This window comes from Spongiibacter sp. (assembly GCF_984394615.1).
Window position 1 is genome coordinate 17,274 of sequence record NZ_CFHTQA010000017.1, and the last position, 21,709, is coordinate 38,982.

The following is a 21,709-nucleotide window of genomic DNA, read 5'->3' on the forward strand; positions in this document are numbered from 1 at the left end:
AAAGGGCCGCAAGCCCAAAGCGTATTGAAAGAGAGTCGCCCGTGTTCCAGGCACCAAAGCCCGAAATTCCAAATCTCGACGATTTCCTCGCCCATTGTCATCGCCGTCGCCATCCCAGCAAAAGCACGCTGATCTATGCGGGCGACGACAGCGATGCCTTGTACTACATCATCGACGGCTCGGTCACTGTGTTGATTGAGGACGACGACGGTCGCGAAATGATTGTCGCCTACCTCAACAAAGGTGACTTCTTCGGTGAAATGGGCGTCTTCGATGAAGATATCCCCCCGACCCGCAGCGCCTGGGTAAAAAGCCGTACCGACTGCGAGATCGCGGAAATCAGCTATGCCAAGTTCCGCGAACTGCGCGAGCAGTATCCCGATGTGCTGCTGGCACTGGGCAAGCAGATGGCCAAGCGCCTGCGCCTGACCACCCGCAAAGTCGGCGACCTCGCCTTCCTCGACGTCACCGGTCGCGTTGCCCGCACACTGCTTGACCTGTGCAAGCAACCGGATGCCATGACTCACCCGGACGGGATGCAGATCAAGATCACCCGTCAGGAAATTGGTCGTATCGTCGGCTGCTCACGGGAAATGGTGGGCCGTGTACTCAAAACCCTGGAAGAACAGGGACTGGTTCACGTGAAAGGCAAAACGATGGTGGTGTACGGCACCCGCTAAGCGCACGCTCTAGCGGCAAAACACCCGTATTACTCTGGCGCCAAGCCTTCCCCTCGGGGGCGCTGGCGCGTAAGATGCGTGCCCCAAATTGCTGGACACGATCAGATGCCTCGCTCCCTATGCCTGAAACATTCGCCGCCGGCCAACGCTGGATCAGTACACCCGAACCCGACCTGGGGCTCGGCATTATCCTCGAAGCGGCTAATCGCCGCGTTGTTATCGCCTTCCCTGCTGCAGAAGAAGAGCGCACCTATGCCGCTGATCGCGCGCCGCTGTCACGGGTGCAATTTCAAATCGGCGACACCATAGACGTGCCGGAACTGCCGCCGATGAAAGTGCGAGAGGTTCAGGAACACAATCAGTGCCTGGTGTACTTTGCCGAAGATGCCCACGGCGATGTTCACCCGGTGCCGGAGCAAATACTCAGCGCCCAGATCCAGTTGCACAGCGCCCGCGATCGGCTGCTGGCGGGACAACTCGACCACCCCAAGCGCTTCGCCCTGCGCGTCAGCACGCTGGAGCAGCGCAATCGCGCCCGAGCCAGTCACAGCCGCGGGCTACTCGGCCCTCGCGTCGAGCTGCTGCCCCATCAGTTCTACATCGCCCGGGAAGTCGGCGGTCGCGCCCAGCCAAGAGTCCTGCTGGCCGATGAAGTCGGCCTGGGAAAAACCATTGAAGCGGGCCTGATTCTGCATCAGCAATTACTGGACGAACGCATCAAGCGCGTGGTGATTCTGGTGCCGGAAAGCCTCAGCCATCAGTGGCTGGTGGAGATGCGCCGCCGCTTCAACCTGAACTTCTCGCTATTTAATGAGGCACGCTGCCGGGATCTTGACCCCTATCGCGACGATGCCGACACGGTGTTCTTTGATGAAGACGCAGAGAAAGCGCGAGAACAGAACCCCTTCGAAAGCGAACAACTGATCATCGCCGCCATCGACTGGCTGACCGCCCACCCTCGGCGCGGACAGCAGTTGCGTGACGCCGGCTGGGACACGCTGATCGTCGACGAGGCCCACCACCTGCAATGGCGGGAGGATGGAAGCAGCGACCCTGGCTACGCGCTGCTGGAATCACTCTGTGCAGCGATTCCCTCCGTTTTGCTGCTGACCGCCACGCCCGAAAATGCGGGGATCGAGGGCCACTTTGCCCGCCTTCGCCTGCTCGATCCCCAGCGCTACAGCAGCCTGCAAGCATTCCGCGATGAGCAGGCCCAGTACGGCGTGATCAGTGAACTGATTCAACAGCTTCGCGCCGGCGAGGCCGGTGTCCAGGCTCAGCTGGCAGACTACCTGGATGATGCCCTGCTTGCCGACTTCGTCGCCCAACCCGATACCCATCGGAACGCCGTGATCGAGGCACTGCTTGACCGCTTCGGCACGGGCCGCAGTCTGTTCCGCAACACCCGTGCGTCGGTCGGCGGTTTTCCCGAGCGCGCACTTCAGGAACACCCGCTGGCGGCGCCGGACGGCTTTCCCTCCGAACGCCGCGACGCAACGCTGGAAGCACAATTGCAGCCGGAAGGGCTGCTGGGCGACGACTGGACAAGCCGCGACCCCCGCGTGCAATGGCTGGAGAAATTTCTGCTCAACCGGCCGGATGAACGCTGCCTGCTGATCTGTGCCGACACCGATACAGCGCGCGATCTGGAATTGTTTATCCGCCTGCGACGGGGCATTGCCAGCGCGGTTTTCCACGAGGACATGTCGCTGCTGGAGCGCGACCGCGCCGCGGCCTATTTCGCCGACGCCGACGATGGCGCCCAACTGTTGGTGTGCTCGGAAATCGGCAGCGAAGGCCGCAATTTCCAGTTTGCCGAACACCTGATTCTGTTCGATCTGCCGCTCAATCCCGACCTGCTTGAGCAGCGCATCGGCCGACTAGACCGTATCGGCAGGCGGTACAGCGTACAAATTCATGTCCCCTTTTATGAGCACAGTGCCCAGCAGGATCTGCTGCACTGGTACCGCGATGCTCTGGCCATATTCTCGGAACCCTGCACCATCGGCAGCGCCATGATGCAGCGCTTTGACGAACGGCTTAGAGAAACCCTGATTAACGCCGATGCCATGCCACAGCTATTGAGTGACGCCGCCGAACAGGCGCAGGCGCTGCGCCAACAGCTTCACTCCGGTCGCAATCAACTGTTGGAGCTGAACTCCTGTCGTCGCGATATTGCCGATGCGCTGATCGACAGCGTAGAAGCCGAGCAGCGCGGCAGCGAGTTAGCGGCGTATCTCGAACAGCTTGCCGACCAGTTTGGTCTGGAGCACGAAGACCACAGCGACAATGCCATTATTCTGCGCCCCGGCGAGCATATGCTCAGCGACGCCTTCAGCGAACTGCCGGAAGAGGGTATGACCGGTACCTTTGACCGCCGCCGGGCACTCAGCCGCGAGGACATGGCCTTCCTGACCTGGGAGCACCCGCTGCTGCGCGATGCCATGGAGCTGATTGCCAATGGCGATTTTGGCAGCGCCTGTATCAACACCCTTTCCGTGAAGGGCTTGCCCGCCGGTACCATGCTGCTGGAAACCTTTTTCAACCCGAGCGTGCAAGCGCCTGCCGCGCTGGCACTGGATCGCTACCTGCCCGCCCACAGCGCGCGCCTGCTGCTGGACAGTCGGGGCCGACAGCTGACGGATAAAGTGAGCCACGCGCAACTCAATGCCCTGTGTCAGAATGTGAAGAAAAGCGTGGTACCGGCGCTGATGCGCCAGATTCGCGAGCCCCTGACCGAGCTGCTCAACCAGATGGAGTCGCTCGCTGCAACTCAGCAGGACGACTGGCGCCAGCAGGCGCTGAGTCAGTACGAGCAGGCACGGCGCACTGAGCGGGCTCGTCTGCAGGCGCTTGCTGAACGCAACCCCGCCGTTGGCGAGGACGAGATCGAGCACTTTGATCGGGATACCGAGCAGGGCAAACGCCACATACAGGCGCTGCAACTCAGCACGCACGCGCTGCGTCTGGCGATTATCAGCTAATGTGAACAGGCCCTAAGGGAGAACACCATGTTTCTGTTTTCAATCAACGCCGTCTCCCGTCAGGATCAGGGTGAATTCACGGCCGGGGAAGAAGTCCCGTTTATCGTCTACATCGACTTCAAAGACCTGTTCGGTGCCGAACAACTGGCCACGGTCTTTGTGATGCGCGAGGGCTTTCGCGACATCAACATCATCAAACGTCGTCAGATCAAAATCGATGCCGGTATGAAGAAAGACCCGCAGATTCAGCAGGCGCTGGACAAAGGCTACTGCGTACAGGCCTTCAGCGCCCACTGAGGCCGACTAGCGCAGGCCCGCGAGCTGCTGGTCCAGCCACTGCTCGAATTGCGGCCGGGGCAACGCCCCTGACAAGCGCGCCACTTCCCGCCCGCAATGGAAGACCATCAGTGTCGGAATGGAGCGGATCTGGAACTGCGCTGCGGTATTGGGATTCGCCTGGGTGTCGAGTTTCAGAAAACGCGCCCGCGTCGGCTGCGCAGCAGCTACCGCTTCGTATACCGGTGCAAAGGATCGGCAGGGACCGCACCAAGGCGCCCAGAAGTCCACGACCACCGGCAGCGAATCCTTCTGAATAAAGCGCGTGAAATTCCCGTCTCCGGCATTGATCACCGCGCCATTCAGCAGTGCAGCCCGACACTTTCCGCACACCGGCCCATCGGCCAGTTTTGCTTCCGGAACACGGTTGATTGCCCCACAGCCAGGGCAGCTCAGTTGGAGAGAATCGCTTGCCATTCCATACGCTCCTCGGCGCTGTCGCTTTCTGTAGATATGCGTGCGAGCGAGGGACTTTTCAAGTCATCAGAGGCTCGACAAAAACCTAAGCACCGCGCGATTGCTCTCGTCAGGCGCTTCCAACTGAACAAAGTGTCCGGCACCGGGGACCAAACAAATCTCCCGCAAATCAGTGATTCGGCGATGCAGGCGCTGGCGCATGGCCGCATCGAGTGAGGCGACGACGGGATCTTTTTCTCCGGCAATGAACAGCGCCGGTACCGTGATATTCCAGTCGGCATAGGCAGCACCAATCTCCCAATTCCGGTCAGCCACCCGATAACTCGCCAGCGCGCCACTGAACGCCTGCTCCTCCCCTGCTCGCAGATAGTCTTCCGCAATCCCGGCCAGCATCTCCCGGCTCATCCACGGCCAGGGCAAGGGCGGCGCCTCGGGTAGCACATCGAGATAGCCCGTGCCCTCTGCGGGAAACGCAGACCAGTCTCCCAACGAGCCCTCACCACTCAAGCCCCAGTATATTCGCTGTAAAAATGTCTCCGCATTGCAACCAAGCTCGCGGTCAGCAGGGCCAGGCTGCTGGAAATACTGTGCGTGCAAAAACTGATGGGCGGCGATGGCCTTAAACCCCACGCTGGGAGGATTCAGTGGCGATGCCACCAGCAAGTTGTCTGCCGACAGGGCATCCAGCTCCGCCTCCGACAAGTCGCCCATGCAACTGCGGCCATAGTAGTCGTGATCAAAAGGGACGCTCATCCCCACCACCGCCGCGACGCGCTCGGGCTGGCGCTGAGCCATACTCCATACCATCGACGCGCCAAAGTCCTGACCAATAAATATGGCCTTTTCAGTCCCCAACGCATCAAGCAGGCCACACATATCCGCCAGCTGCGCATTCATATCGTAGTCGGCAATCTCATCGGGGCGACTGCTTTGACCATAGCCCCGCATATCCGGCGCCACGGCGCAGTACCCAGCCTCGGCCAGTGCGCTCATCTGTGCGCGCCAGTTTGTCCAGTGACCGGGGAAGCCATGGCAGAGCACGACCACCGGCCCGCTTCCCATCGTGTGGATATGTAAATGGATGTCGCCGAGATCAATACGGCGCTGAATCAGTTCGTTCATTGTGCGGCCTTGGGGGCGTCTCCCACCCCGGTTTATTGTTATTCAGGCCGCCGCATATTCAGGCTTTCTGCAGCAGCCAGACTTTTTCACGAGCCGGGCACTGTCCCTTCAAGCCACCCTCAAGGTCCTCGTTATACAAGGCATTGAGGGTGTAGCGGCCTTCATAATGCATACGCAATTCGTCATCGCTGACGGAGAAGGGAGGTCCGGGCATTCGACTCTGATCGTAGTCATAATTGATCAATAACTGCGGCGCTGCATCGCTCATCTGGATGAGGTGCTGACTGTAACGGGCGCGCATCGGCTCGGGCAGTGCGACCAGCGCGGCACGGTCGTAGATGGCATCCACGGCACCAAGGATTTCTCGGTCGAGAGCAAAGATATCGCCTTGAAAAATATCCAGACCGGCGGCCCGGTAATGCACCAACTCACCGACCTCACTCCGCTCGGGGATCACGCCCAGCTCTTCGAACAACTCATTCACCGCAATCTCGCTCAATTCGGCGCCCGCAACGCGGTAGCCCTGCGCCAGCAACCAGGCGATATCCCGGCTCTTACCGCACAAGGGCAAAAATATACGGCTGCCCTCCGGCAAGGCCAATGCTGAAAAATAGCGTCGCAACAGCGGGTTCACCTCAGCATTGTGAAAGCCAATATTCTTCTCGCTCCAGCGTGCGTGCCAAAATTCTGCGTCCATAGAAACCTCCTGAAAATTCAGTGTGAATCGCCCTGATCAACGACCAGCCAAACCAGGCGTCGCACCAGTGGATTCACCACCACGACACAGGGGAAAGCGACGATAAACGCCATGCCCCAGGCTTTCATCCACAACCAGAAAATGCCGTCGATGAAGCCAACATTGATCAGGGAAATAAACAGCGACATGACGCCAGACATAATCAGCGACATAAAAAATGCGAATACGTACCCGGTATAACGCTGAGGAATCACCCGTCTCTCCTTCCTTGCCAGTCAGTTGCGTCGCAGGGCCTTCCCTCCGACAAGTCACATTGCCGTGACAGGCTTGCGGGGGCTATGATACGGCCAATACCATTTAAGCAACCATACCCATTTTTATAAGCTTAATTCTCAATTATGCAAACATGCTAGACGATATCGCACTGTTTATTCATATCGCCCAACAGGGCGGTTTAAGTAACGCGGCAACGCAACTGGGCCTGCCCGTGGCCACGGTCAGTCGTCGGCTGCAGCGACTCGAGCAGCAACTCGGCTACCAACTGCTGCAGCGCTCTGCGCGCCAGTGTGTGCTCACCGTCGATGGCGAAGTGCTGTACCAGACCTATGCCGGGCTGGTCGAACAGTTTGAGCAGGCCCAGCAGCAGCTTAGAACCGATATGCAGGAATTGCGGGGCAAGCTGCTGGTGCTGGCGCCGAGCAATATTTCCCATGGCATGCTGCGCCCAATGTGGCTGGGCTTTACGCGCCAGTACCCCGATATCCAGCTCGAGTTGCAACTCAGCAACCAGTTACAGGACATGATTAAAGCCAAGGCGGATCTGGCAATGCGCATCGGCCCACAGGCAGACTCATCCCTGTACCAGAAGCGGCTGGGACAGATCAGCAAGTTTCTGGTTGCCGCGCCGTCCTACCTCAGCGCGCACCCCGCCCCGCAACAACCCTCGGAGCTCAAAGATCACCGATTGATCGGCACGACGATCGCAGGCAAATGGCGCCTGAGCCAGCGCGAGACCGGCGCCGTGCAGGAAATCCTGCCTCGCTTTAACACCCTGCTCAACGACTCTACCTTTGCCAAGTATATGGCTGTCGATGGCCAAGGCATCGCCCTGCTGCCGGTCACCGAAAGTCAGGAGGAGTTGCAGCGCGGCCAACTGCGTCGGGTGCTGCCCCAATGGCAGGGCGAACCCCGCGATATTTATGCCGTGTGGCCGAGCGGACGACTGCTGAATGCCAAGGCAAAATGTCTGCTCGATTATATGAAGCAGTATATTGCGCAACACCTCTAGATATTGCGCAACACCGCCAGGGCGGCGCGAGGCTGAGGTCTCGGTTTGCCCGTATCGCTCCGCCTGTGGTTTCCCGCCAGACTTGACGCTATCCAAGTGCTCGCTTAACGACGCGACAATAACGACAGCAGGGTAAGCCTCATGTTTCTTTCCGAAGACGTGCACAACTTTATGGAAGCTTTGGTCGAGGAGGAATTCAGTCGCCGCAACCTGCCGAGCCAGTATGAGCGATCCTATCTGGAAGACCTGTTCTGCCTGAGTCTGAATGCGCTGCCCGCCAAGTACGTCAGACATGCGCTGGATATGCGGATGTATATGAGCCCGGAAGAGCGCGGAGAATTGGAGCTTCAGGTGCGCAAGGCAGTAGAGAACGCCAGTGAGATTCTTCGCCGCGACCGTCGCAGCGAGAACCGGGACGACTGAGCACCGGCGTCAGCAAACGAGCGGTTTCAAGCCTTGCGGCGTTCCTCTGCAGGACGGTGCAAGGCAATCAGGCGATCGGCAATGCGTTTGAGTGGCAACGCTTCCTGAGCAGCGCCGAGCTTCATCGCGGCACCCGGCATCCCCCAGACCACAGAGCTCGCCTCATCCTGGATTAACGTTGTGGCGCCCTGATCCAGCATCGCCTTCATCCCCTCTGCGCCGTCTTTGCCCATGCCGGTCAGCAATACGCCTACCGCGTTGCGTCCGACCTGCTCAGCCACAGACTGAAACAGCACATCGACAGAGGGACGATGACGGTTCACTGGCGGACCGCTGTCCAGCTGGCAGTAATAGCGCGCCCCATCGCGACGGATGCGCAAATGCTGATCGCCAGGCGCAATGTAGGCATGCCCCTGAAGAATACGCTCACCGTCAATGGCTTCGCGCACGACCATCGCACTGCAACCGTCCATGCGCCGCGCAAAGGGGCCGCTGAACATGCCCGGAATATGTTGAACAATGACCGTGCCGGGGGTATCCGCCGGGAGACCCGACAGCACTTCGCGTATTGCCTCGGTGCCGCCGGTAGACGCACCAATGGCCAGTACGCGATCGGTCGTGCGAAAGTTAAGTGGATCGGCAGGAGTCAGTATCGGCCGCGACGTGCGGCGCTCCTGCTCATCAGAAAATGAGCGTCGCATCACCTTCGCTGCCGCCGTCATTTTGACTTTGGCGATCAGCTCTTCAGCATAATCGCGCAGGCCCTGCGCAATATCGATCTCCGGTTTGGCGACAAAATCGACCGCCCCTATCTCCAGTGCCTCAAGGGTGACTGCCGCTCCGGCCTGAGTCAGAGACGACACCATCAACACCGGCATGGGACGCAGGCGCATGATATTACGCAGGAACTGGAGGCCGTCCATCTTCGGCATTTCCACATCCAGCGTAATCATATCGGGATTGAGACGTTTGATTTTTTCTCTGGCGATATAGGGGTCAGCAGCAACGCCAACCACGTCTATATCGGGATCACTGTCGAGAATATCGGAGAGCACATGGCGCATCAGCGCCGAGTCGTCGACTACCAGAACCTTGATCATACCGCTGCTTCCTGCCTGATCAGTGAACACGGGCGGACCGGGGTTTCACCCGACTGTCCGCCCATCACCCTCAGAACTCTTCCCACTCATCGCTGCCGGAGACACGCTTGCCGCCACCAATGCTGCGGGGCGCCTCTCCGCCTCGGCGAGCGGAAGCTGCCGTGCGCGAAGCCAGCGAGTGAACCGGTGCCGGTTTCGAAGCGTAGCCGGGCGATGCCGCCGGTGCCGCTTCCACTTCGCCGGTATTGAACAGTGACATACGCTCACTCAGTCCCTTCGAGAGATTATCCATCGACTGGCTGGCCGCGGCGGCCTCTTCCACCAGAGCGGCGTTCTCCTGAGTCACCTTATCCATCTCGGAGACCGCTTTGTTCACCTGTTCAATGCCCGCAGACTGCTCCTGACTGGCCAGAGCAATCTCGGAAATGATATCCGACACTTTCTTAACACTCTGTACAATCTCTTCCAGTGTGGACCCGGACTCGTCGATCAGGCGAGAGCCCTCTTCGACTTTTTCCACGCTGTCCTTAATCAGCGTTTTGATTTCCTTGGCCGCTTCGGCGCTGCGCTGAGCGAGGTTGCGCACCTCAGAAGCCACCACCGCAAAGCCGCGCCCCTGCTCGCCTGCCCGCGCCGCTTCAACCGCGGCGTTCAGTGCCAGCAGGTTGGTCTGGAAAGCAATCTCGTCGATGACGCCGATAATATCCGAGATGCGTTTCGACGACGCGTTGATCTCGCGCATGGCACCCACGGCCCGGCCGACGACATCGCCGCCCTTCTCTGCCTGCCCGCGTGCGCCCGACGCCAGATTGTTTGCCTGCGCGGCATTCTCCGCATTCTGTTTTACGGTGGCGGTGAACTGCTCAACACTGGACGCCGTTTCTTCCAGCGATGCCGCCTGGGCCTCCGTGCGATTCGACAGGTCGAGGTTGCCCTCGGCAATTTCTGAGGCAGAGCTGCGAATACCCTGCGCTGCCTCGCGAATTTCCACCACCATGTTTTTCAGATTGAGCACCGAACGATTTACCGCGTCTTGCATGGCGGCAAACTGGCCCTGGTACTGACCTTCCATCACCTGCATCAGGTCGCCCTCGGCCAGCGCTTCCATCACTTTGGAGCTTTCGGCCAGCGGCTGTGCGATGGTATCCATTAACTGGTTCAGGCCGACGCCCAGACGCTGCAGGAAGCCGACGTTCGCCTCGGTATCAATTCGCGACTCCAGGCGACCGGCAATGGCGCCATCGACCAGTTCGCGAATCTGCTCTTCGGCATTATTCTGCTCGCTGACAATCGCATCCATCAGGCCATTAATGACGTTAACCAGACGCTGCATGAAGCCTTCGTAGCGGTCGGCATTCAGGCGCTCATCCAGATGTCCGGCTGCCGCGGCGGAAATCAGCGACGAAATCTGCCGCTCGGCATCTTTCTGCTCGGTGATGTCTTTCCACTCCACCATATTGCCGGCATATTCGCCTTTGGGGCCGAGGATCGCCGTGGCGTTCACCTGAAACTCCAAGTCCGCGACCTGAATTTCCGCCTTGGCAGGCAGCGCTTTCAGGTTCGCCAGCAGCGCGCGCTGGTGCTCGGGTTTCTTGTGGAACATGTCGATATTCTTGCCCACCAGATTGTCGGCATCGAAACCGGGAAAGCGCTCTCGAAGCACGTCTTCCCGCTTCTTCATCATGCTGACAACGGCCGGATTGGCGTAAGTAATATTCAGGTCGGCATCGCAAATCATGAAGTTGGCATCTGCCCCATCCATTGCCGACTGCAGGCGTGCCACTTCTGTTTCGCGTGCCCGCTGTGCCGTCACGTCCAACCACTCCAGCGTATTGCCCACATAGTTGCCCTTGCTGTCGATCTGGGCCGTCACATTGATATTGAACGTAAGGTCACCCACGTGAATATCGGCGGAATGTGGCAGGTTGGCCGGATCAGCCAGCATGCGGCGCTGATGCTCCGGGTGTTTGTGGAAGATATCGATACAGGTGCCGACAATGTTGTCGACATCAAAAGTGGGATACACCGACTGCAAGGCATCGCGGTGATTGCTCATCAAGGTGTTGGTCGCCCCGTTCACATAAGTCACCACAAAATCGCGATCAATCATCATGATCGCGGTCATGGCATTGTCCACCGCTGTTTGCAAACGCGCGACCTGTACTTCGTGAGCGCGCTCTTCGGTCACATCGAGCCATTCCAGCGTGTTGCCGATGTAATTGCCTTTGTCGTCAATCTGCGCCGTGACGTTGATATTGAAGATCAGCTCGCCCACGTGAATATCCGCGGAGTGAGGCAGATTGGCCGGATCGGCCAGCATGCCACGCTGGTGCGCAGGGTTCTTGTGGAAAACGTCGATGCAGGTGCCAATAATATTTTCGACATCGAAGCCGGGGTAGACGCTTGCCAGTGCATCGCCGTGACGGCTCAGCAGCTCGCGTGTTGCATCGTTGACGTAGGTCACCACCAGGTCACGGTCGACCATCATGATCGCCGTCATGGCGCCACCTACCGCCGTTCGCCAGCGCGCAATCTCGGTTTGCAATGCTGCACTGCTCGTCGTTGACCGGGGTTTCGCCGCCGCGGTTTTACGGGCGGCAGGCTTGCGAGCCGCCGTCTTCTTGGTCGCACTGGCCTTGCCCGGTGCCTGATCGTTCTGTGCAGCCATTTTTTCTCTCCTTTGGAGCACATGCGACTGAGTTGCGCTGTACTCCGTATTGACTCGTTGTTGGTAAATTTATCGTTCTGCGGCCTGTGACGGCCTTTATTCACTGTCGCTTGTAGATCGTTCTGCCGATAAGTTTGTATTGGTTGTTTACCGTGGACAGGTTTTCCGAATGTCCAATAATTAAAATGCCGCCGGGGCGCTGGAGCTGCATCAGCTTGGCAAAGATTTTTCTTTGCAGATCCTTATCGAAATAAATGATGACATTGCGGAAAAAGATCACATCAAAGGGCCCGCGCACCGGCCAGTCATCCAACAGGTTCAATTGCTTGAAACTGATCAGCCGACTCAGCTCGGGTTTCACTCTCACCTTCCCTTGAGAGCGACCTTTTCCTTTCAGGAACCAACGCGACTTTCTTTCGGCGGGGATATCGGCAATTCGGTCGGCGTCGTACACCCCTTCTGCAGCGCGCTGCAATACCGAGGTATCGATATCGGTGGCAAGAATACGAATATCCCAGGCGTCGGCATTGGGAAGGCTTTCGAGCACGGTCATGGCAATGGTGTAAGGCTCTTCACCACTGCTGCAGCCCAGCGACCATATCCGCAAGCGTCGACTGCCGTTGCCACCGTTATTCAAATACTCACGCAGAAAATCAAAATGGTGGGGCTCGCGATAAAAGCTGGTGAAGTTGGTGGTAATCGCATTGATGAATTCAACGCGCTCATCATCGCCATTCGCTGAATCAAGAAAGTCGATGTAATCCGAAAAGTCTTTTAAACCGAGGCGTCGAATACGTTTGGCAAAGCGGCTGTAAACCAATTGGCGCTTCTCGTCGCTGATATTAATTCCAGTGCGACTGATCACCATATCTTTAAGACGATTAAAGTCCTTGTCAGTAAAGGCAAATTCAAAATTACTTGTTGTTGACGGACAGGGACTGCTCACAGTTATGGACTCAACACCAAAAGAAGAAAGCGTATTTGAAGTAGATCACAGCGTTTTCTCCGCAAGACATAAGGAATGACACTTACGCAAATCCCGAAAATGTGCAGCGGCAATACGCAATTAATCAGCGTGCTGAAGCGCAGTTTTTTATTCGTAAAACAACCACCGCGCCGACCGCCAGCAGGGCGAACACCGTCAGCTGCAAACGCGGCTCACTGATCGCAAAAAAGGCCGAGGCGCCACCCACACCGAGACTCGAAAACAAGGCGACAACTTTCGTCCGGCAGTTCAGGCAGCGCTGCTGCTCCCAACGCAACAGCCCTGGCCCGAAGGTCGGGCTTTGCAACAGCCACTGATGCCAGCGCTGTGAACTCTTGGAAAAACACAGCGCGGCCAGCAGTACAAAAGGGGTAGTCGGCAACAGCGGCAGGACAACGCCTATCGCAGCGAGAATCAGTAGAAAGAAACCTGCGAGACGATAGAAGTGAATGACCATGTCGGCGACTCAGGCTGCAATGACAAACGCCAGTTGCCCGCTGCCATATCGGGGCACAGGTACGCTAAAGCCCATACTTTGATGCCCCCCCATGCTCTCAATCAGCGATTTCGCTTCCGCCCAGTCCACCAGCCGATCGAGCCGCAGATGTACTGACTGATCGTTCATCAGCAGGCGAGAGCAAATATTCATCACTTCGTAGAAGTTGGCCTCGACCGTGGATGACAGCGATTTTTCATCAACCATGTCCTGCGCACCGCCCTTCGGAAGCATCGACAGTGCCGCACCGGAATAGGCCGCAAACGCAAAATCGCCGACGCCCAGAGCAAGCAGTTGCCCGTCATCGCCAACGTAGACCGCAGCGGGACCTTCCGGCATAGCGGTCGAATCGCTCACATCCAGCTCATCGACACCAAACAGCATGGCCAACATGTTTTCGACACTGGCCGCCTTAGGTTTCACCAACGCACTCATACTCTGCCTCCATCAGGCCAATATCACGACGGCACAATCACATGATTGCGCTGAGTACTTTCTGAAAAGATTCCACTGAGAAGGGCTTTGAAATGAGAAACTTCGCGCCACCTGCAGTGGCCTTGGCGCGCATATCTGCGGTGGCTTCGGTAGTGATAAATCCGAACTTGGTTTTAAGGCCCTCAGCATTCATTGCTTCGAGCAATTCGATACCGGTCATGTTGGGCATGTTCCAGTCGGCAAGCACCAAGTCCGGCAGGCTCTGCTTGACCGCCGCCAGCGCAACGGCGCCGTCTTCCGCCTGCGTGACCTCATTGCCATCGAAGCCCGCCTGGCGAAGAGTGCGAATAATCATATTGCGCATGGCGGCACTATCGTCGACGACCAATATATTCATGTGTTTGCTACCTGTTCTATGCCGATGAAAAAAAGGAAAGTTTCTAGGCGTCAGTTCATCACAGCGGGTATCGCCCACCCTATTCGTGATGGTACTTATCGGCATTGGGATAAATGGTTGATGTGACCCAAGACAAAACTAATCATAGCCGTTATAGGCGTGATCAAGGGTTAATCGAAAAGCTCGATATCGTCGCTGACTGCTGTCTTGCGAATGCTGCGTTCGTAACACACTTCCTCTTGAACCACTTCGTTTGCGCGAGAAGCGGGAAGTCGTTTAACGAGCACACGCCCGGTTGCGGGGAAGTAATGAATCTTGCGGGAGAATTCTCCGCCCAGGTCTTCGGCGGTAATGCCATAGCCTTCAACACGGATGAATTCGCGGACAAAGCGAATATTCTTTTCACCCACATCGCTGAGCCCGCTCAGAATTCGCCCACCGCCAAATAGCTTTATTTCCAGACGATCGCGCCGGCCGCCGCGCTTTAGAATATCGTTAATCAGGTGTTCCATGGCGTGCACACCATAGCGAGACGCCAGACCATCCAAGTCACCCTCACCATCGGGCAACATGAAATGATTCAGTCCACCGACACGCACGGCAGGATCGCGAATACACGCGGCAATACAAGACCCCAACAGTGTGCTGATCATTTCATCGGGGCGGTCGGTCACATAGTACTGCCCGGGCAAGACTCTGGCGGCGAAGACACCATGGCTGCTGTCCCAGTGGCGATGAATATTCGGGTACTCGTCGCAGGGTTCGCGTCGGGGCTGCCGGTAGACACCGGATGTGGGCGATCTGCCGGTATTCATTCCACCGACTCTCGCTGGGCGCTGGCGGCCTGAATAATGGCGCGTTCAGCATCACAACAACTGCTGCTGGCCAGACGCTCCTGCAGACTGGCGATCGCACCGTGATTGGGCGACGGCGATACCGCCAGCAAGTCCGCCAAGGCCTGCTGACTGGCCGCCACATGGGCAAGACGCTGGCTGAGCAGATCAAAGCACTGCATGGCGGCAATCGCCTTGTTTAATTCCTGACGCAAAGAGGCCAGATCGAGGGTCCGCTCGTCGGCATGGCGAAAAGCCAGCATGAAGCTGTCCAGCAGCGCCGTCACATCGGCTTGCACGTCGGCATCTGCCGCACAGATTAACTGGCGGTGCAGGGCCACAAGACCTGACAGTGACGTATCGCTATGCTCTCCAGCACTACTCATGCACACTCCTCGCCACCGCTCAGGCAGCGGATGCCTCTAGACCGGGAAGAATGCCGTCGACGCCGTAGCGCTGGTAATCGCCATACAGCGATTCCGCGATATCTTCGATCCGCAGGTGTCGCCCCAGCTGCTGCATTTTTTGCTTAAACAGGCCAAGCAACTGCCAACCGGCGCTATCCAGGTAGTCGCAACTTGCCAAGCTGATGGTCAGCTCGCCGCTGGTTTCACTCAGCCATTCCGCCAACTGCTGATATACCTCCGCAACTTGCGCGACCCCCAGCTCACTGCCCAGCCATGCTTTCGGGCCATCGATACGCAGAGCTTCAATATCAGCGGAGGGCTCATCAAGCAAAACCACAAAGTCATTGTCTTCGCTCGAGGCGGAATCGTTCTGCACCGCGCTGTCAGCGGCATCGTCGCCGGGGCCGTCCTCGCCGAGCAAAATCACGAAGCCGTCGTCCTTCAACGGCTGGTCCGTGTTGACTTCAGCAGCCTTTTCGCTCGGCTCATCGCCCAGCAGAATGACAAATTCCTGATCGCTCACAGGCGGACTCCTCAGGCACTCGCCGCGAGCTTGTGGCTGTCTTTGGCAATGTCATCCACGCTGAGCAGACAATCGACATCCAGCAGAATCAGCATTTTGTCATCGACCGTAGACAGGCCTTTGACAAACTCCTGCCTCAACTGACGCCCCATTTCCGGCATGGCCTGTACTTCATCGTTGTCGATGCGGTACACCTCGGAAACACCGTCAACGACCATACCCAGCGTTCGGGTTCGATCGCTGCCTTCGACTCTCACCACCACAATGACCGTGGTGGGGCCGTAGGGAATGGTGTCCATCGCGAAGCGTTTGCGTAAATCGATGATGGGGACGATTTCGCCACGCAGGTTCATCACCCCCAGAACATACTCAGGCGAATTCGGAATTGGCGTGACCGAATCCCAACCTTGAATGCCCTGCACACGGAGGATTTCCACGCCGTATTCTTCGCCATTCAACATGAAGGTCAGATACTGCTGGCTATCGCCCTGGTCGTCGCTACTGCTGCGCTCGATATCCTGTTGATACATTATTGAGTTCCTCGCGAAAACCCGGCTCTCAGGCCGCGTTGGATTCCGGTGTCGCTGTCGGGTCCGGCATCGTTTCCGGGCCATTTTCAAGGTGCTGTACCAGGCTGGGTACATCCACGATCAACGCGACACTGCCATCGCCGAGAATCGTGGCACCGGCCAGACCTGATACCGGCAGGTAATTTTCTTCCAGACTTTTTATGACCACTTGCTGCTGATCGAGCAATTCGTCGACAAACAGGCCAACGCGATGCCCATCCGTTTCAACCACAACCATCAACTGACCGCCCCGCTCCAGATACGTCGCCGACGGTTGCTCGCAATCGAGGTTGAAATAGTCGCGCAACCGCACCGTGGGGATATATTCGTCACGCAAGCGATAAACGCTGCCCTTGCCTGCAAGACTGTTAAGCTCCGCCGGGGATACCAGTACGGTTTCAACAATCGAGCGCAATGAGAAGATATAAACATCGTTGCCAACCCTGACCAGCTGACCATCCAGTATGGCCAGCGTCAGCGGCAGACGGATTTTCAGGCAGGAGCCCTGCCCCTGTGTGGAACGAATATCAATCCGCCCGCCCAAATCCGTAATATTGCGGCGCACCACGTCCATGCCGACTCCGCGACCAGACAGATCGCTGAGTGCCGCAGCCGTCGAGAAGCCCGGCTGAAAAATCAGCTGGTGAATCTGCTCTTCCGAAAGTTGCTCATGGGGCGATACCAGCCCCCGCTCGATAGCCTTGGCGAGAATGCGCTCTTTATTCAATCCGGCACCATCGTCCTCAACCTGAATCACGATGCTGCCACCTTCGTGGTAGGCGCTCAGATGGAGTACACCGGTTTCCGGCTTGCCAGCCGCCCGGCGTTCCTCCGGCATTTCGATGCCGTGATCCAGCGAGTTTCGAACCAGGTGCACCAGCGGGTCACTCATTTTCTCGAGAACCGTTTTATCCAGCTCTGTTTCTTCGCCGCTGAGTTTCAACTCTACTTTCTTGCCAAGTTTGGCGCTGATATCCCTCACCAGACGCTTGAATCGATTAAAACTGGCCCCGATGGGAAGCATTCGAATCTGCATGGCACTTTCCTGCAGCTCTCGGGTATGACGCTCCAGTACCATCAGACCGTCTCTCAGGCCCTGCGTGCTGCCGCTCTGCTCGCGATCGCCAAAGCGCGCCAACATCGATTGGGTAATCACCAGCTCGCCGACCAAATTCAGCAGCGCATCAATCTTGTCGATACTGACGCGGATTGAGCCGGAATCTTTCGCCGCCGCCGCAGGCCTTGCGGCAGGCTCGTCGTTTGATACGGCGGCCGGCAACGGCGCTGGCGCAACACTGCCTGCATTTTTCTCGGCGGTAGCGGCTTCGGCATCGAGGGTCGGTGCGGTGATTTCCAGCTCACTCTGGTCACGCACCCAGTCAAAGCAGGCTTCGATCTCATCTCTGGCAACATCGCCACGCAGCGTCAACTGCCACTGGCAATAGCAGTCCTCGGGATCGATATCGTCGAAATCAATGCTCTGCTGCAAAGCGGTGTTGACCGTCAGTTCACCCAGTTGCGACAGCTCGCGAAAAATCCGGCTGGGTTCATTGCCGGTTTTGAAAATATCTGCCTGTGGCACGAAACGAATCTGCCATTCGCCTGCCAGGCTCTCTGTTGCAGCTGCCGACGAAGCCGGAGCGGCCGAGGCGCACTCGCCGCTGAGCTGCTGGTCGATATCGGCCTGACAACGGGCAATGGCATCAGTATCGGGATTGCGACCCTGCTGAAAGGCGTCGAGCATGTCGCGAATCACGTCGACGGAAGCCAGCAGCACACCTACCAGCTCGTCACTGACCTGACGCTGACCACTTCGCAGCTGGTCCAGGAGGGTTTCGACACCGTGAGTAAAATCCGAGACCGCAGAAAAACCAAACGTGGCCGCACCGCCTTTGATGGAGTGTGCCGCGCGAAAGATGGTATTGATCAGTTCGCTGTCGGTGCTCTGCGCATCCAATTTCAGCAAACCGGCTTCCATCGTATCCACCCCTTCGAAGCTCTCTTCGAAGAAAATGGCGTGAATTTCGTTCATGTCCATGGACATGTCAGCTCCGCCCCGGATCCAGTACGCGATCCAACACGCGATTCAGCGAGTCGGGATTAAACGGTTTGACGATCCATCCGGTCGCACCTGCATTCTTTCCCTGCATTTTCATCTCGCTGGCCGACTCGGTAGTCAGAACCAAGACCGGGATAAAGCGGCAGTGATTGAGTTTTCGCAGTTCGCGGGTGAAGGTAATACCGTCCATCACAGGCATGTGTACATCGGTGATGACAACATCGTAGTTGCCAGCTTTGGCTTTATTCAGCGCTTCAGCACCATCCTCTGCAGACTCGACATCATGGCCTGCCTGCTGCAGGGTCATTGATACCAGCCGCCGTATAGATGGCGAGTCATCCACCGCCAGTATTTTTGCCATATTCGCATTCCCGGACTCACGCCAAAAACAGACAGCAGTGGTGACTGTGCAGCCACTGCTATGCTCAGGTAGTACACAGTTCACACTGCAAATTAAGTATTCGTAGTTCTACTAACGCCTATTTCCGTGCAATACAGGATGCTCGCCAGACGCAATCCAGCGGCCTGCCAATCCCGTAAAATGCAATATGACCGAAGAAATAAGCGACGCGCCTCGGGACTTTCCTCATGGGAACTAGGTAAAAGCGCTAATCGCGGGCAAATGCAGGCTGCCTATACTGGCAGTCACGTTAGCCATCAATGTGAAATAACACCTTCGGGAGGCGTGCCATGAATCAACGACGCAACGGCAGTTTGATGATTTTCGCCAATGCCAGCTTACTCGCACTGAGCAGTGCGTTTGCGCCCGGTGGCGTAAGCATTGTAGCTGGCCTGGCTCTGGCGGCTGTGCTGTTACTGAGTGCAACAGCTCTCAGCGCTGAGTGAGTCGGTCGATAGGTGTTACACCCGAGGCGTCAGTTATTGGGACGCCATCGGCTTTGTTTGCGAAAATCAATGCAGTTAGCGGCATAACCGGGCATCATTTGCGGTCTACAATTCACATTAAATCAGCGTATTGAGACACCAATGACTGGTGCCTCCCTGCCTGCATTGACGCCAGCATTATGTTCCACCTCATAATTCGGTGTTTGCGGCAATAGAAAGATGTAAGGAGAACATCGGCAACATGATCCTCGATGAAGCCCGCCTGAGGGAAATCACTCGCAATAAGCCAGCCCTGATGGCGACATTGGCCAAGCTGTTTCTGGATGAATTCCCCTCCATGGTCGACGGTATTGAGGAGTGTTACCGCACAGCCGACCGCCAAGCGGTCTCCCACGCGGTGCATCGTATGAAGAGCGCGCTGGGCAATTTTGCCACCCGGGAATTTTACGACGCCTTTGCCACCCTGGAATCGTCGGCCATGACCCAAGACCTGGATGCCTGGCATCTCGACTGGCAGCGCAAACGGGAAAAGCTGGATCAGCTTTGTCAGGAACTGGGACAGTTGGCGGAGGGCTGAACGCGTGGATATTCTGATTGTTGATGATGACCCCATCACCCGTCTCGCCCTGTGTGCTGCGGTAGAGGACTGGGGGTTCACCCCGGTACTCGCCAATTGCGGTGAAGAGGCGCTGACCATTCTCGGCAAAGACAACCCGCCGCATTTGCTGGTGATCGACTGGTCGATGCCCGGCATGACCGGCCCGGAACTTTGCACGGCGTTGCGCAGCCGCGACGACGGTCAGTTTTTTTATATCCTGATGCTGACAGGCAAAGAAGGTAATGACGCGATCATCGAGGCAATGGAGTCTGGCGCCGATGATTTCCTGAGCAAACCCTTCGACCACCGAGTGCTGAAAGTCCGCCTCGCCGCTGGCAGTCGTATTGTCCGCCTCGAACAGACTCTCAACCAGCTTGCCTCCCGCGATGCACTCACCCAGTGCTGGAACCGGCGAATGATCGACGAGCTGCTCAATGCATCAATCGCCGAAGCACAGCGCAAGCAGTCGCCACTGTCGATCATGGTGCTGGATATCGACCATTTTAAGCAGGTGAATGACAACTACGGTCACGCTGTCGGCGATACCGCGCTCAAACACATGGTTAACATCCTGAACAATAATTTGCGGGAGTACGACCAGGTTGGCCGCTATGGGGGGGAGGAGTTCATTGTCATCCTGCCGTCCACAGACAAAGACTCCGCCTGGGGCGTCGCGGAGCGTATCCGTTCATCACTGCAGTATCACCCTGCACACATTGACAGTGAGCGGGATATCCCGATGACAGTGAGTATTGGCCTGGCCCAACTGAATCACTACGGCCAGGACAATCGCCACAGCCTGTTTGAACGCGCCGATAAGGCACTCTACGAAGCCAAACAGGCGGGAAGAAACCGGGTGGTTTACCGCTCGTCGTAAGCACCCGACTGTGTTTTTGAGCAAATTTAATATAGGCTTATTAATCGCTCGGGGCGGCATCGCATTTATTCCTGGGCACGTATAGCTATCACCGCACTGCCACGGACGAACCTCATGATTTCCAGTACTGCCGCTTCGATCCTAGATTCCGCTGATATTCGCCCCCCGGCCCTGAGTGACACTGTCTCAGAGTTCTGGCGAGCAACGCGCGAGTGCCAGCAACTGCTTTGCAGCCATTCACGACTGCGCCGACTTCCCAGAGGCGACGGCCACACGGTTATGACGCTCCCCGGCTACGGTGGCGACGACGGCAGCATGGCAGCCATTCGCTACTGGCTGAAAAAGTGGAACTACCGCCCTGAGCCCTGGCTGCTCGGGCGCAATATTCCCGCCGACCGCATTTCTCAGATGGAGCATATGCACGAGTTTCAGGAGGCGATGCTTGGCCGCATCCAGCAGCGCGTTGACGCCCTGTATGAGGAAAATGGCGGCTCCCCGATCACCCTGATCGGCTGGAGTCTGGGCGGTATCTACGCCAATGCCATGGCCCAGCGCGAGCCGGAGAAAGTGCGCGCCATTATCAGCCTCGGCACACCGTATGGCGACCCGCGCGGCACCGCTGCCTGGGCAATCCTCAAACGCCTGCATCGCAGCACTACCCCTGATCACGAGCAGGACACCGGCCACTGGGTAAAACTCAACTCCGGGCCCCGCTCGGTACCGACCTACGTCATTTACAGCCCCTGCGACGGCATCGTGTCGCCCGCTATCGCCAAACTCAGTGGCGACAATATTGTGAATATTCCAGTCCAATCCAGCCACCTGGCCTTTGCCTGGAACCCTGCCGTTTTAAACAAAGTTTCGGATATTTTGACAAGTCTTCATCCCACCACCGCGACAAACTGTTAGAAGCACCTATACTGCGGTCAGCCCGGCGAAAAACCGGGCACAACTTCACGCCACTAGTAC

General features: G+C 57.4%; 25 protein-coding genes. 9 read left to right on the forward strand and 16 right to left on the reverse strand.

Annotation, left to right across the window (positions count from 1 at the left end; all coding sequences use genetic code 11):
- Positions 1-41: 41 nt before the first annotated feature.
- The 3 genes from crp (at position 42) to AC5DB9_RS08360 (ending at position 3,961) form a co-directional block, all read left to right on the forward strand.
- Positions 42-680 (forward strand): cAMP-activated global transcriptional regulator CRP, encoded by a 639-nt coding sequence (crp, locus tag AC5DB9_RS08350; RefSeq protein ID WP_272993265.1) that lies wholly within the window; start codon positions 42-44, stop codon positions 678-680.
- A gap of 119 nt (positions 681-799) precedes the next feature.
- Positions 800-3,664: an RNA polymerase-associated protein RapA gene (gene rapA, locus AC5DB9_RS08355; RefSeq protein ID WP_272993269.1), complete on the forward strand. Its 2,865-nt coding sequence runs from the start codon at positions 800-802 to the stop codon at positions 3,662-3,664.
- Positions 3,665-3,691: 27 nt separating this feature from the next.
- A complete protein-coding gene (locus AC5DB9_RS08360) occupies positions 3,692-3,961 on the forward strand; it encodes a hypothetical protein (RefSeq protein ID WP_272993272.1) in 270 nt (89 codons plus the stop codon).
- A gap of 6 nt (positions 3,962-3,967) precedes the next feature.
- Here the strand turns inward: AC5DB9_RS08360 and trxC are convergent, their stop codons facing one another.
- The 4 genes from trxC to AC5DB9_RS08380 form a co-directional block, all read right to left on the reverse strand.
- Positions 3,968-4,417 carry a thioredoxin TrxC gene (trxC, locus tag AC5DB9_RS08365; RefSeq protein WP_272993275.1) on the reverse strand — a complete coding sequence of 150 codons (450 nt, stop codon included), beginning with the start codon at positions 4,415-4,417 and terminating at the stop codon, positions 3,968-3,970.
- 66 nt (positions 4,418-4,483) lie between these two features.
- On the reverse strand, positions 4,484-5,539 hold the full coding sequence (locus AC5DB9_RS08370; RefSeq protein ID WP_272993278.1) for an alpha/beta fold hydrolase: 1,056 nt from the start codon (positions 5,537-5,539) through the stop codon (positions 4,484-4,486).
- Positions 5,540-5,597: 58 nt separating this feature from the next.
- Positions 5,598-6,236, reverse strand: a complete 639-nt coding sequence (gene tmpT / locus AC5DB9_RS08375) for a thiopurine S-methyltransferase (protein WP_272993281.1) — start codon at positions 6,234-6,236, stop codon at positions 5,598-5,600.
- A gap of 17 nt (positions 6,237-6,253) precedes the next feature.
- Positions 6,254-6,490, reverse strand: a complete 237-nt coding sequence (locus AC5DB9_RS08380; RefSeq protein WP_022957975.1) for a DUF2798 domain-containing protein — start codon at positions 6,488-6,490, stop codon at positions 6,254-6,256.
- A gap of 152 nt (positions 6,491-6,642) precedes the next feature.
- On the opposite strand from AC5DB9_RS08380, the gene AC5DB9_RS08385 reads away from it, so the two are divergent.
- Both AC5DB9_RS08385 and AC5DB9_RS08390 read left to right on the forward strand, forming a co-directional pair.
- Positions 6,643-7,524, forward strand: coding sequence for a LysR family transcriptional regulator (locus AC5DB9_RS08385; RefSeq protein WP_272993284.1), 882 nt, complete (start codon positions 6,643-6,645; stop codon positions 7,522-7,524).
- 141 nt (positions 7,525-7,665) lie between these two features.
- On the forward strand, positions 7,666-7,947 hold the full coding sequence (locus AC5DB9_RS08390) for a late competence development ComFB family protein (RefSeq protein WP_272993287.1): 282 nt from the start codon (positions 7,666-7,668) through the stop codon (positions 7,945-7,947).
- 26 nt (positions 7,948-7,973) lie between these two features.
- Here the strand turns inward: AC5DB9_RS08390 and AC5DB9_RS08395 are convergent, their stop codons facing one another.
- The 12 genes from AC5DB9_RS08395 to AC5DB9_RS08450 all read right to left on the reverse strand — a co-directional run bounded on the left by AC5DB9_RS08395 (position 7,974) and on the right by AC5DB9_RS08450 (position 18,780).
- Complete coding sequence (locus AC5DB9_RS08395) at positions 7,974-9,047, reverse strand: protein-glutamate methylesterase/protein-glutamine glutaminase (protein ID WP_022957978.1); 1,074 nt, start codon at positions 9,045-9,047, stop codon at positions 7,974-7,976.
- Between the two features lie 70 nt (positions 9,048-9,117).
- Positions 9,118-11,715 (reverse strand): methyl-accepting chemotaxis protein, encoded by a 2,598-nt coding sequence (locus AC5DB9_RS08400; protein ID WP_272993290.1) that lies wholly within the window; start codon positions 11,713-11,715, stop codon positions 9,118-9,120.
- Positions 11,716-11,815: 100 nt separating this feature from the next.
- Positions 11,816-12,661, reverse strand: coding sequence for a CheR family methyltransferase (locus tag AC5DB9_RS08405; protein WP_272993292.1), 846 nt, complete (start codon positions 12,659-12,661; stop codon positions 11,816-11,818).
- Positions 12,662-12,785: 124 nt separating this feature from the next.
- Entirely contained in the window at positions 12,786-13,157 is a 372-nt protein-coding gene (locus tag AC5DB9_RS08410; RefSeq protein ID WP_022957981.1) for a YbaN family protein, read from the reverse strand.
- Between the two features lie 9 nt (positions 13,158-13,166).
- Positions 13,167-13,631, reverse strand: a complete 465-nt coding sequence (locus AC5DB9_RS08415; RefSeq protein ID WP_272993295.1) for a hypothetical protein — start codon at positions 13,629-13,631, stop codon at positions 13,167-13,169.
- Positions 13,632-13,668: 37 nt separating this feature from the next.
- Positions 13,669-14,028: a response regulator gene (locus AC5DB9_RS08420; RefSeq protein ID WP_022957983.1), complete on the reverse strand. Its 360-nt coding sequence runs from the start codon at positions 14,026-14,028 to the stop codon at positions 13,669-13,671.
- A 170-nt stretch (positions 14,029-14,198) separates the two neighbouring features.
- Entirely contained in the window at positions 14,199-14,843 is a 645-nt protein-coding gene (cheD, locus tag AC5DB9_RS08425; protein ID WP_272993298.1) for a chemoreceptor glutamine deamidase CheD, read from the reverse strand.
- Complete coding sequence (locus AC5DB9_RS08430; RefSeq protein WP_022957984.1) at positions 14,840-15,247, reverse strand: hypothetical protein; 408 nt, start codon at positions 15,245-15,247, stop codon at positions 14,840-14,842. The genes cheD and AC5DB9_RS08430 overlap by 4 nt, the downstream gene beginning before the upstream one ends.
- A 19-nt stretch (positions 15,248-15,266) precedes the next feature.
- Positions 15,267-15,791, reverse strand: coding sequence for an STAS domain-containing protein (locus tag AC5DB9_RS08435; RefSeq protein ID WP_272993300.1), 525 nt, complete (start codon positions 15,789-15,791; stop codon positions 15,267-15,269).
- An 11-nt stretch (positions 15,792-15,802) separates the two neighbouring features.
- On the reverse strand, positions 15,803-16,321 hold the full coding sequence (locus AC5DB9_RS08440; protein ID WP_022957986.1) for a chemotaxis protein CheW: 519 nt from the start codon (positions 16,319-16,321) through the stop codon (positions 15,803-15,805).
- A gap of 28 nt (positions 16,322-16,349) precedes the next feature.
- Positions 16,350-18,398 carry a chemotaxis protein CheA gene (locus AC5DB9_RS08445; protein WP_272993304.1) on the reverse strand — a complete coding sequence of 683 codons (2,049 nt, stop codon included), beginning with the start codon at positions 18,396-18,398 and terminating at the stop codon, positions 16,350-16,352.
- A gap of 7 nt (positions 18,399-18,405) precedes the next feature.
- Complete coding sequence (locus AC5DB9_RS08450; RefSeq protein WP_022957988.1) at positions 18,406-18,780, reverse strand: response regulator; 375 nt, start codon at positions 18,778-18,780, stop codon at positions 18,406-18,408.
- Positions 18,781-19,109: 329 nt separating this feature from the next.
- Between AC5DB9_RS08450 and AC5DB9_RS08455 the strand changes: the two genes are divergently transcribed.
- From AC5DB9_RS08455 to AC5DB9_RS08470, 4 genes are all read left to right on the forward strand, one after another.
- Positions 19,110-19,265, forward strand: coding sequence for a hypothetical protein (locus AC5DB9_RS08455; RefSeq protein ID WP_022957989.1), 156 nt, complete (start codon positions 19,110-19,112; stop codon positions 19,263-19,265).
- A 241-nt stretch (positions 19,266-19,506) separates the two neighbouring features.
- Entirely contained in the window at positions 19,507-19,842 is a 336-nt protein-coding gene (locus AC5DB9_RS08460; protein WP_272993308.1) for an Hpt domain-containing protein, read from the forward strand.
- A 4-nt stretch (positions 19,843-19,846) separates the two neighbouring features.
- Positions 19,847-20,740: a GGDEF domain-containing response regulator gene (locus AC5DB9_RS08465; RefSeq protein ID WP_272993311.1), complete on the forward strand. Its 894-nt coding sequence runs from the start codon at positions 19,847-19,849 to the stop codon at positions 20,738-20,740.
- Positions 20,741-20,854: 114 nt separating this feature from the next.
- Positions 20,855-21,649: an alpha/beta fold hydrolase gene (locus AC5DB9_RS08470; protein WP_272993315.1), complete on the forward strand. Its 795-nt coding sequence runs from the start codon at positions 20,855-20,857 to the stop codon at positions 21,647-21,649.
- Positions 21,650-21,709: the final 60 nt, after the last annotated feature.

Bases quoted from the DNA above. Each gene is read 5' to 3' on its own strand.
- rapA (WP_272993269.1), top strand. From the start codon at position 800: ATGCCTGAAACATTCGCCGCCGGCCAACGCTGGATCAGTACACCCGAA.
- AC5DB9_RS08360 (WP_272993272.1), top strand. From the start codon at position 3,692: ATGTTTCTGTTTTCAATCAACGCCGTCTCCCGTCAGGATCAGGGTGAA.
- trxC (WP_272993275.1), bottom strand. From the start codon at position 4,417: ATGGCAAGCGATTCTCTCCAACTGAGCTGCCCTGGCTGTGGGGCAATC.
- AC5DB9_RS08370 (WP_272993278.1), bottom strand. From the start codon at position 5,539: ATGAACGAACTGATTCAGCGCCGTATTGATCTCGGCGACATCCATTTA.
- tmpT (WP_272993281.1), bottom strand. From the start codon at position 6,236: ATGGACGCAGAATTTTGGCACGCACGCTGGAGCGAGAAGAATATTGGC.
- AC5DB9_RS08385 (WP_272993284.1), top strand. From the start codon at position 6,643: ATGCTAGACGATATCGCACTGTTTATTCATATCGCCCAACAGGGCGGT.
- AC5DB9_RS08390 (WP_272993287.1), top strand. From the start codon at position 7,666: ATGTTTCTTTCCGAAGACGTGCACAACTTTATGGAAGCTTTGGTCGAG.
- AC5DB9_RS08395 (WP_022957978.1), bottom strand. From the start codon at position 9,047: ATGATCAAGGTTCTGGTAGTCGACGACTCGGCGCTGATGCGCCATGTG.
- AC5DB9_RS08400 (WP_272993290.1), bottom strand. From the start codon at position 11,715: ATGGCTGCACAGAACGATCAGGCACCGGGCAAGGCCAGTGCGACCAAG.
- AC5DB9_RS08410 (WP_022957981.1), bottom strand. From the start codon at position 13,157: ATGGTCATTCACTTCTATCGTCTCGCAGGTTTCTTTCTACTGATTCTC.
- AC5DB9_RS08415 (WP_272993295.1), bottom strand. From the start codon at position 13,631: ATGAGTGCGTTGGTGAAACCTAAGGCGGCCAGTGTCGAAAACATGTTG.
- AC5DB9_RS08420 (WP_022957983.1), bottom strand. From the start codon at position 14,028: ATGAATATATTGGTCGTCGACGATAGTGCCGCCATGCGCAATATGATT.
- cheD (WP_272993298.1), bottom strand. From the start codon at position 14,843: ATGAATACCGGCAGATCGCCCACATCCGGTGTCTACCGGCAGCCCCGA.
- AC5DB9_RS08430 (WP_022957984.1), bottom strand. From the start codon at position 15,247: ATGAGTAGTGCTGGAGAGCATAGCGATACGTCACTGTCAGGTCTTGTG.
- AC5DB9_RS08440 (WP_022957986.1), bottom strand. From the start codon at position 16,321: ATGTATCAACAGGATATCGAGCGCAGCAGTAGCGACGACCAGGGCGAT.
- AC5DB9_RS08445 (WP_272993304.1), bottom strand. From the start codon at position 18,398: ATGGACATGAACGAAATTCACGCCATTTTCTTCGAAGAGAGCTTCGAA.
- AC5DB9_RS08450 (WP_022957988.1), bottom strand. From the start codon at position 18,780: ATGGCAAAAATACTGGCGGTGGATGACTCGCCATCTATACGGCGGCTG.
- AC5DB9_RS08455 (WP_022957989.1), top strand. From the start codon at position 19,110: ATGAATCAACGACGCAACGGCAGTTTGATGATTTTCGCCAATGCCAGC.
- AC5DB9_RS08460 (WP_272993308.1), top strand. From the start codon at position 19,507: ATGATCCTCGATGAAGCCCGCCTGAGGGAAATCACTCGCAATAAGCCA.
- AC5DB9_RS08470 (WP_272993315.1), top strand. From the start codon at position 20,855: ATGATTTCCAGTACTGCCGCTTCGATCCTAGATTCCGCTGATATTCGC.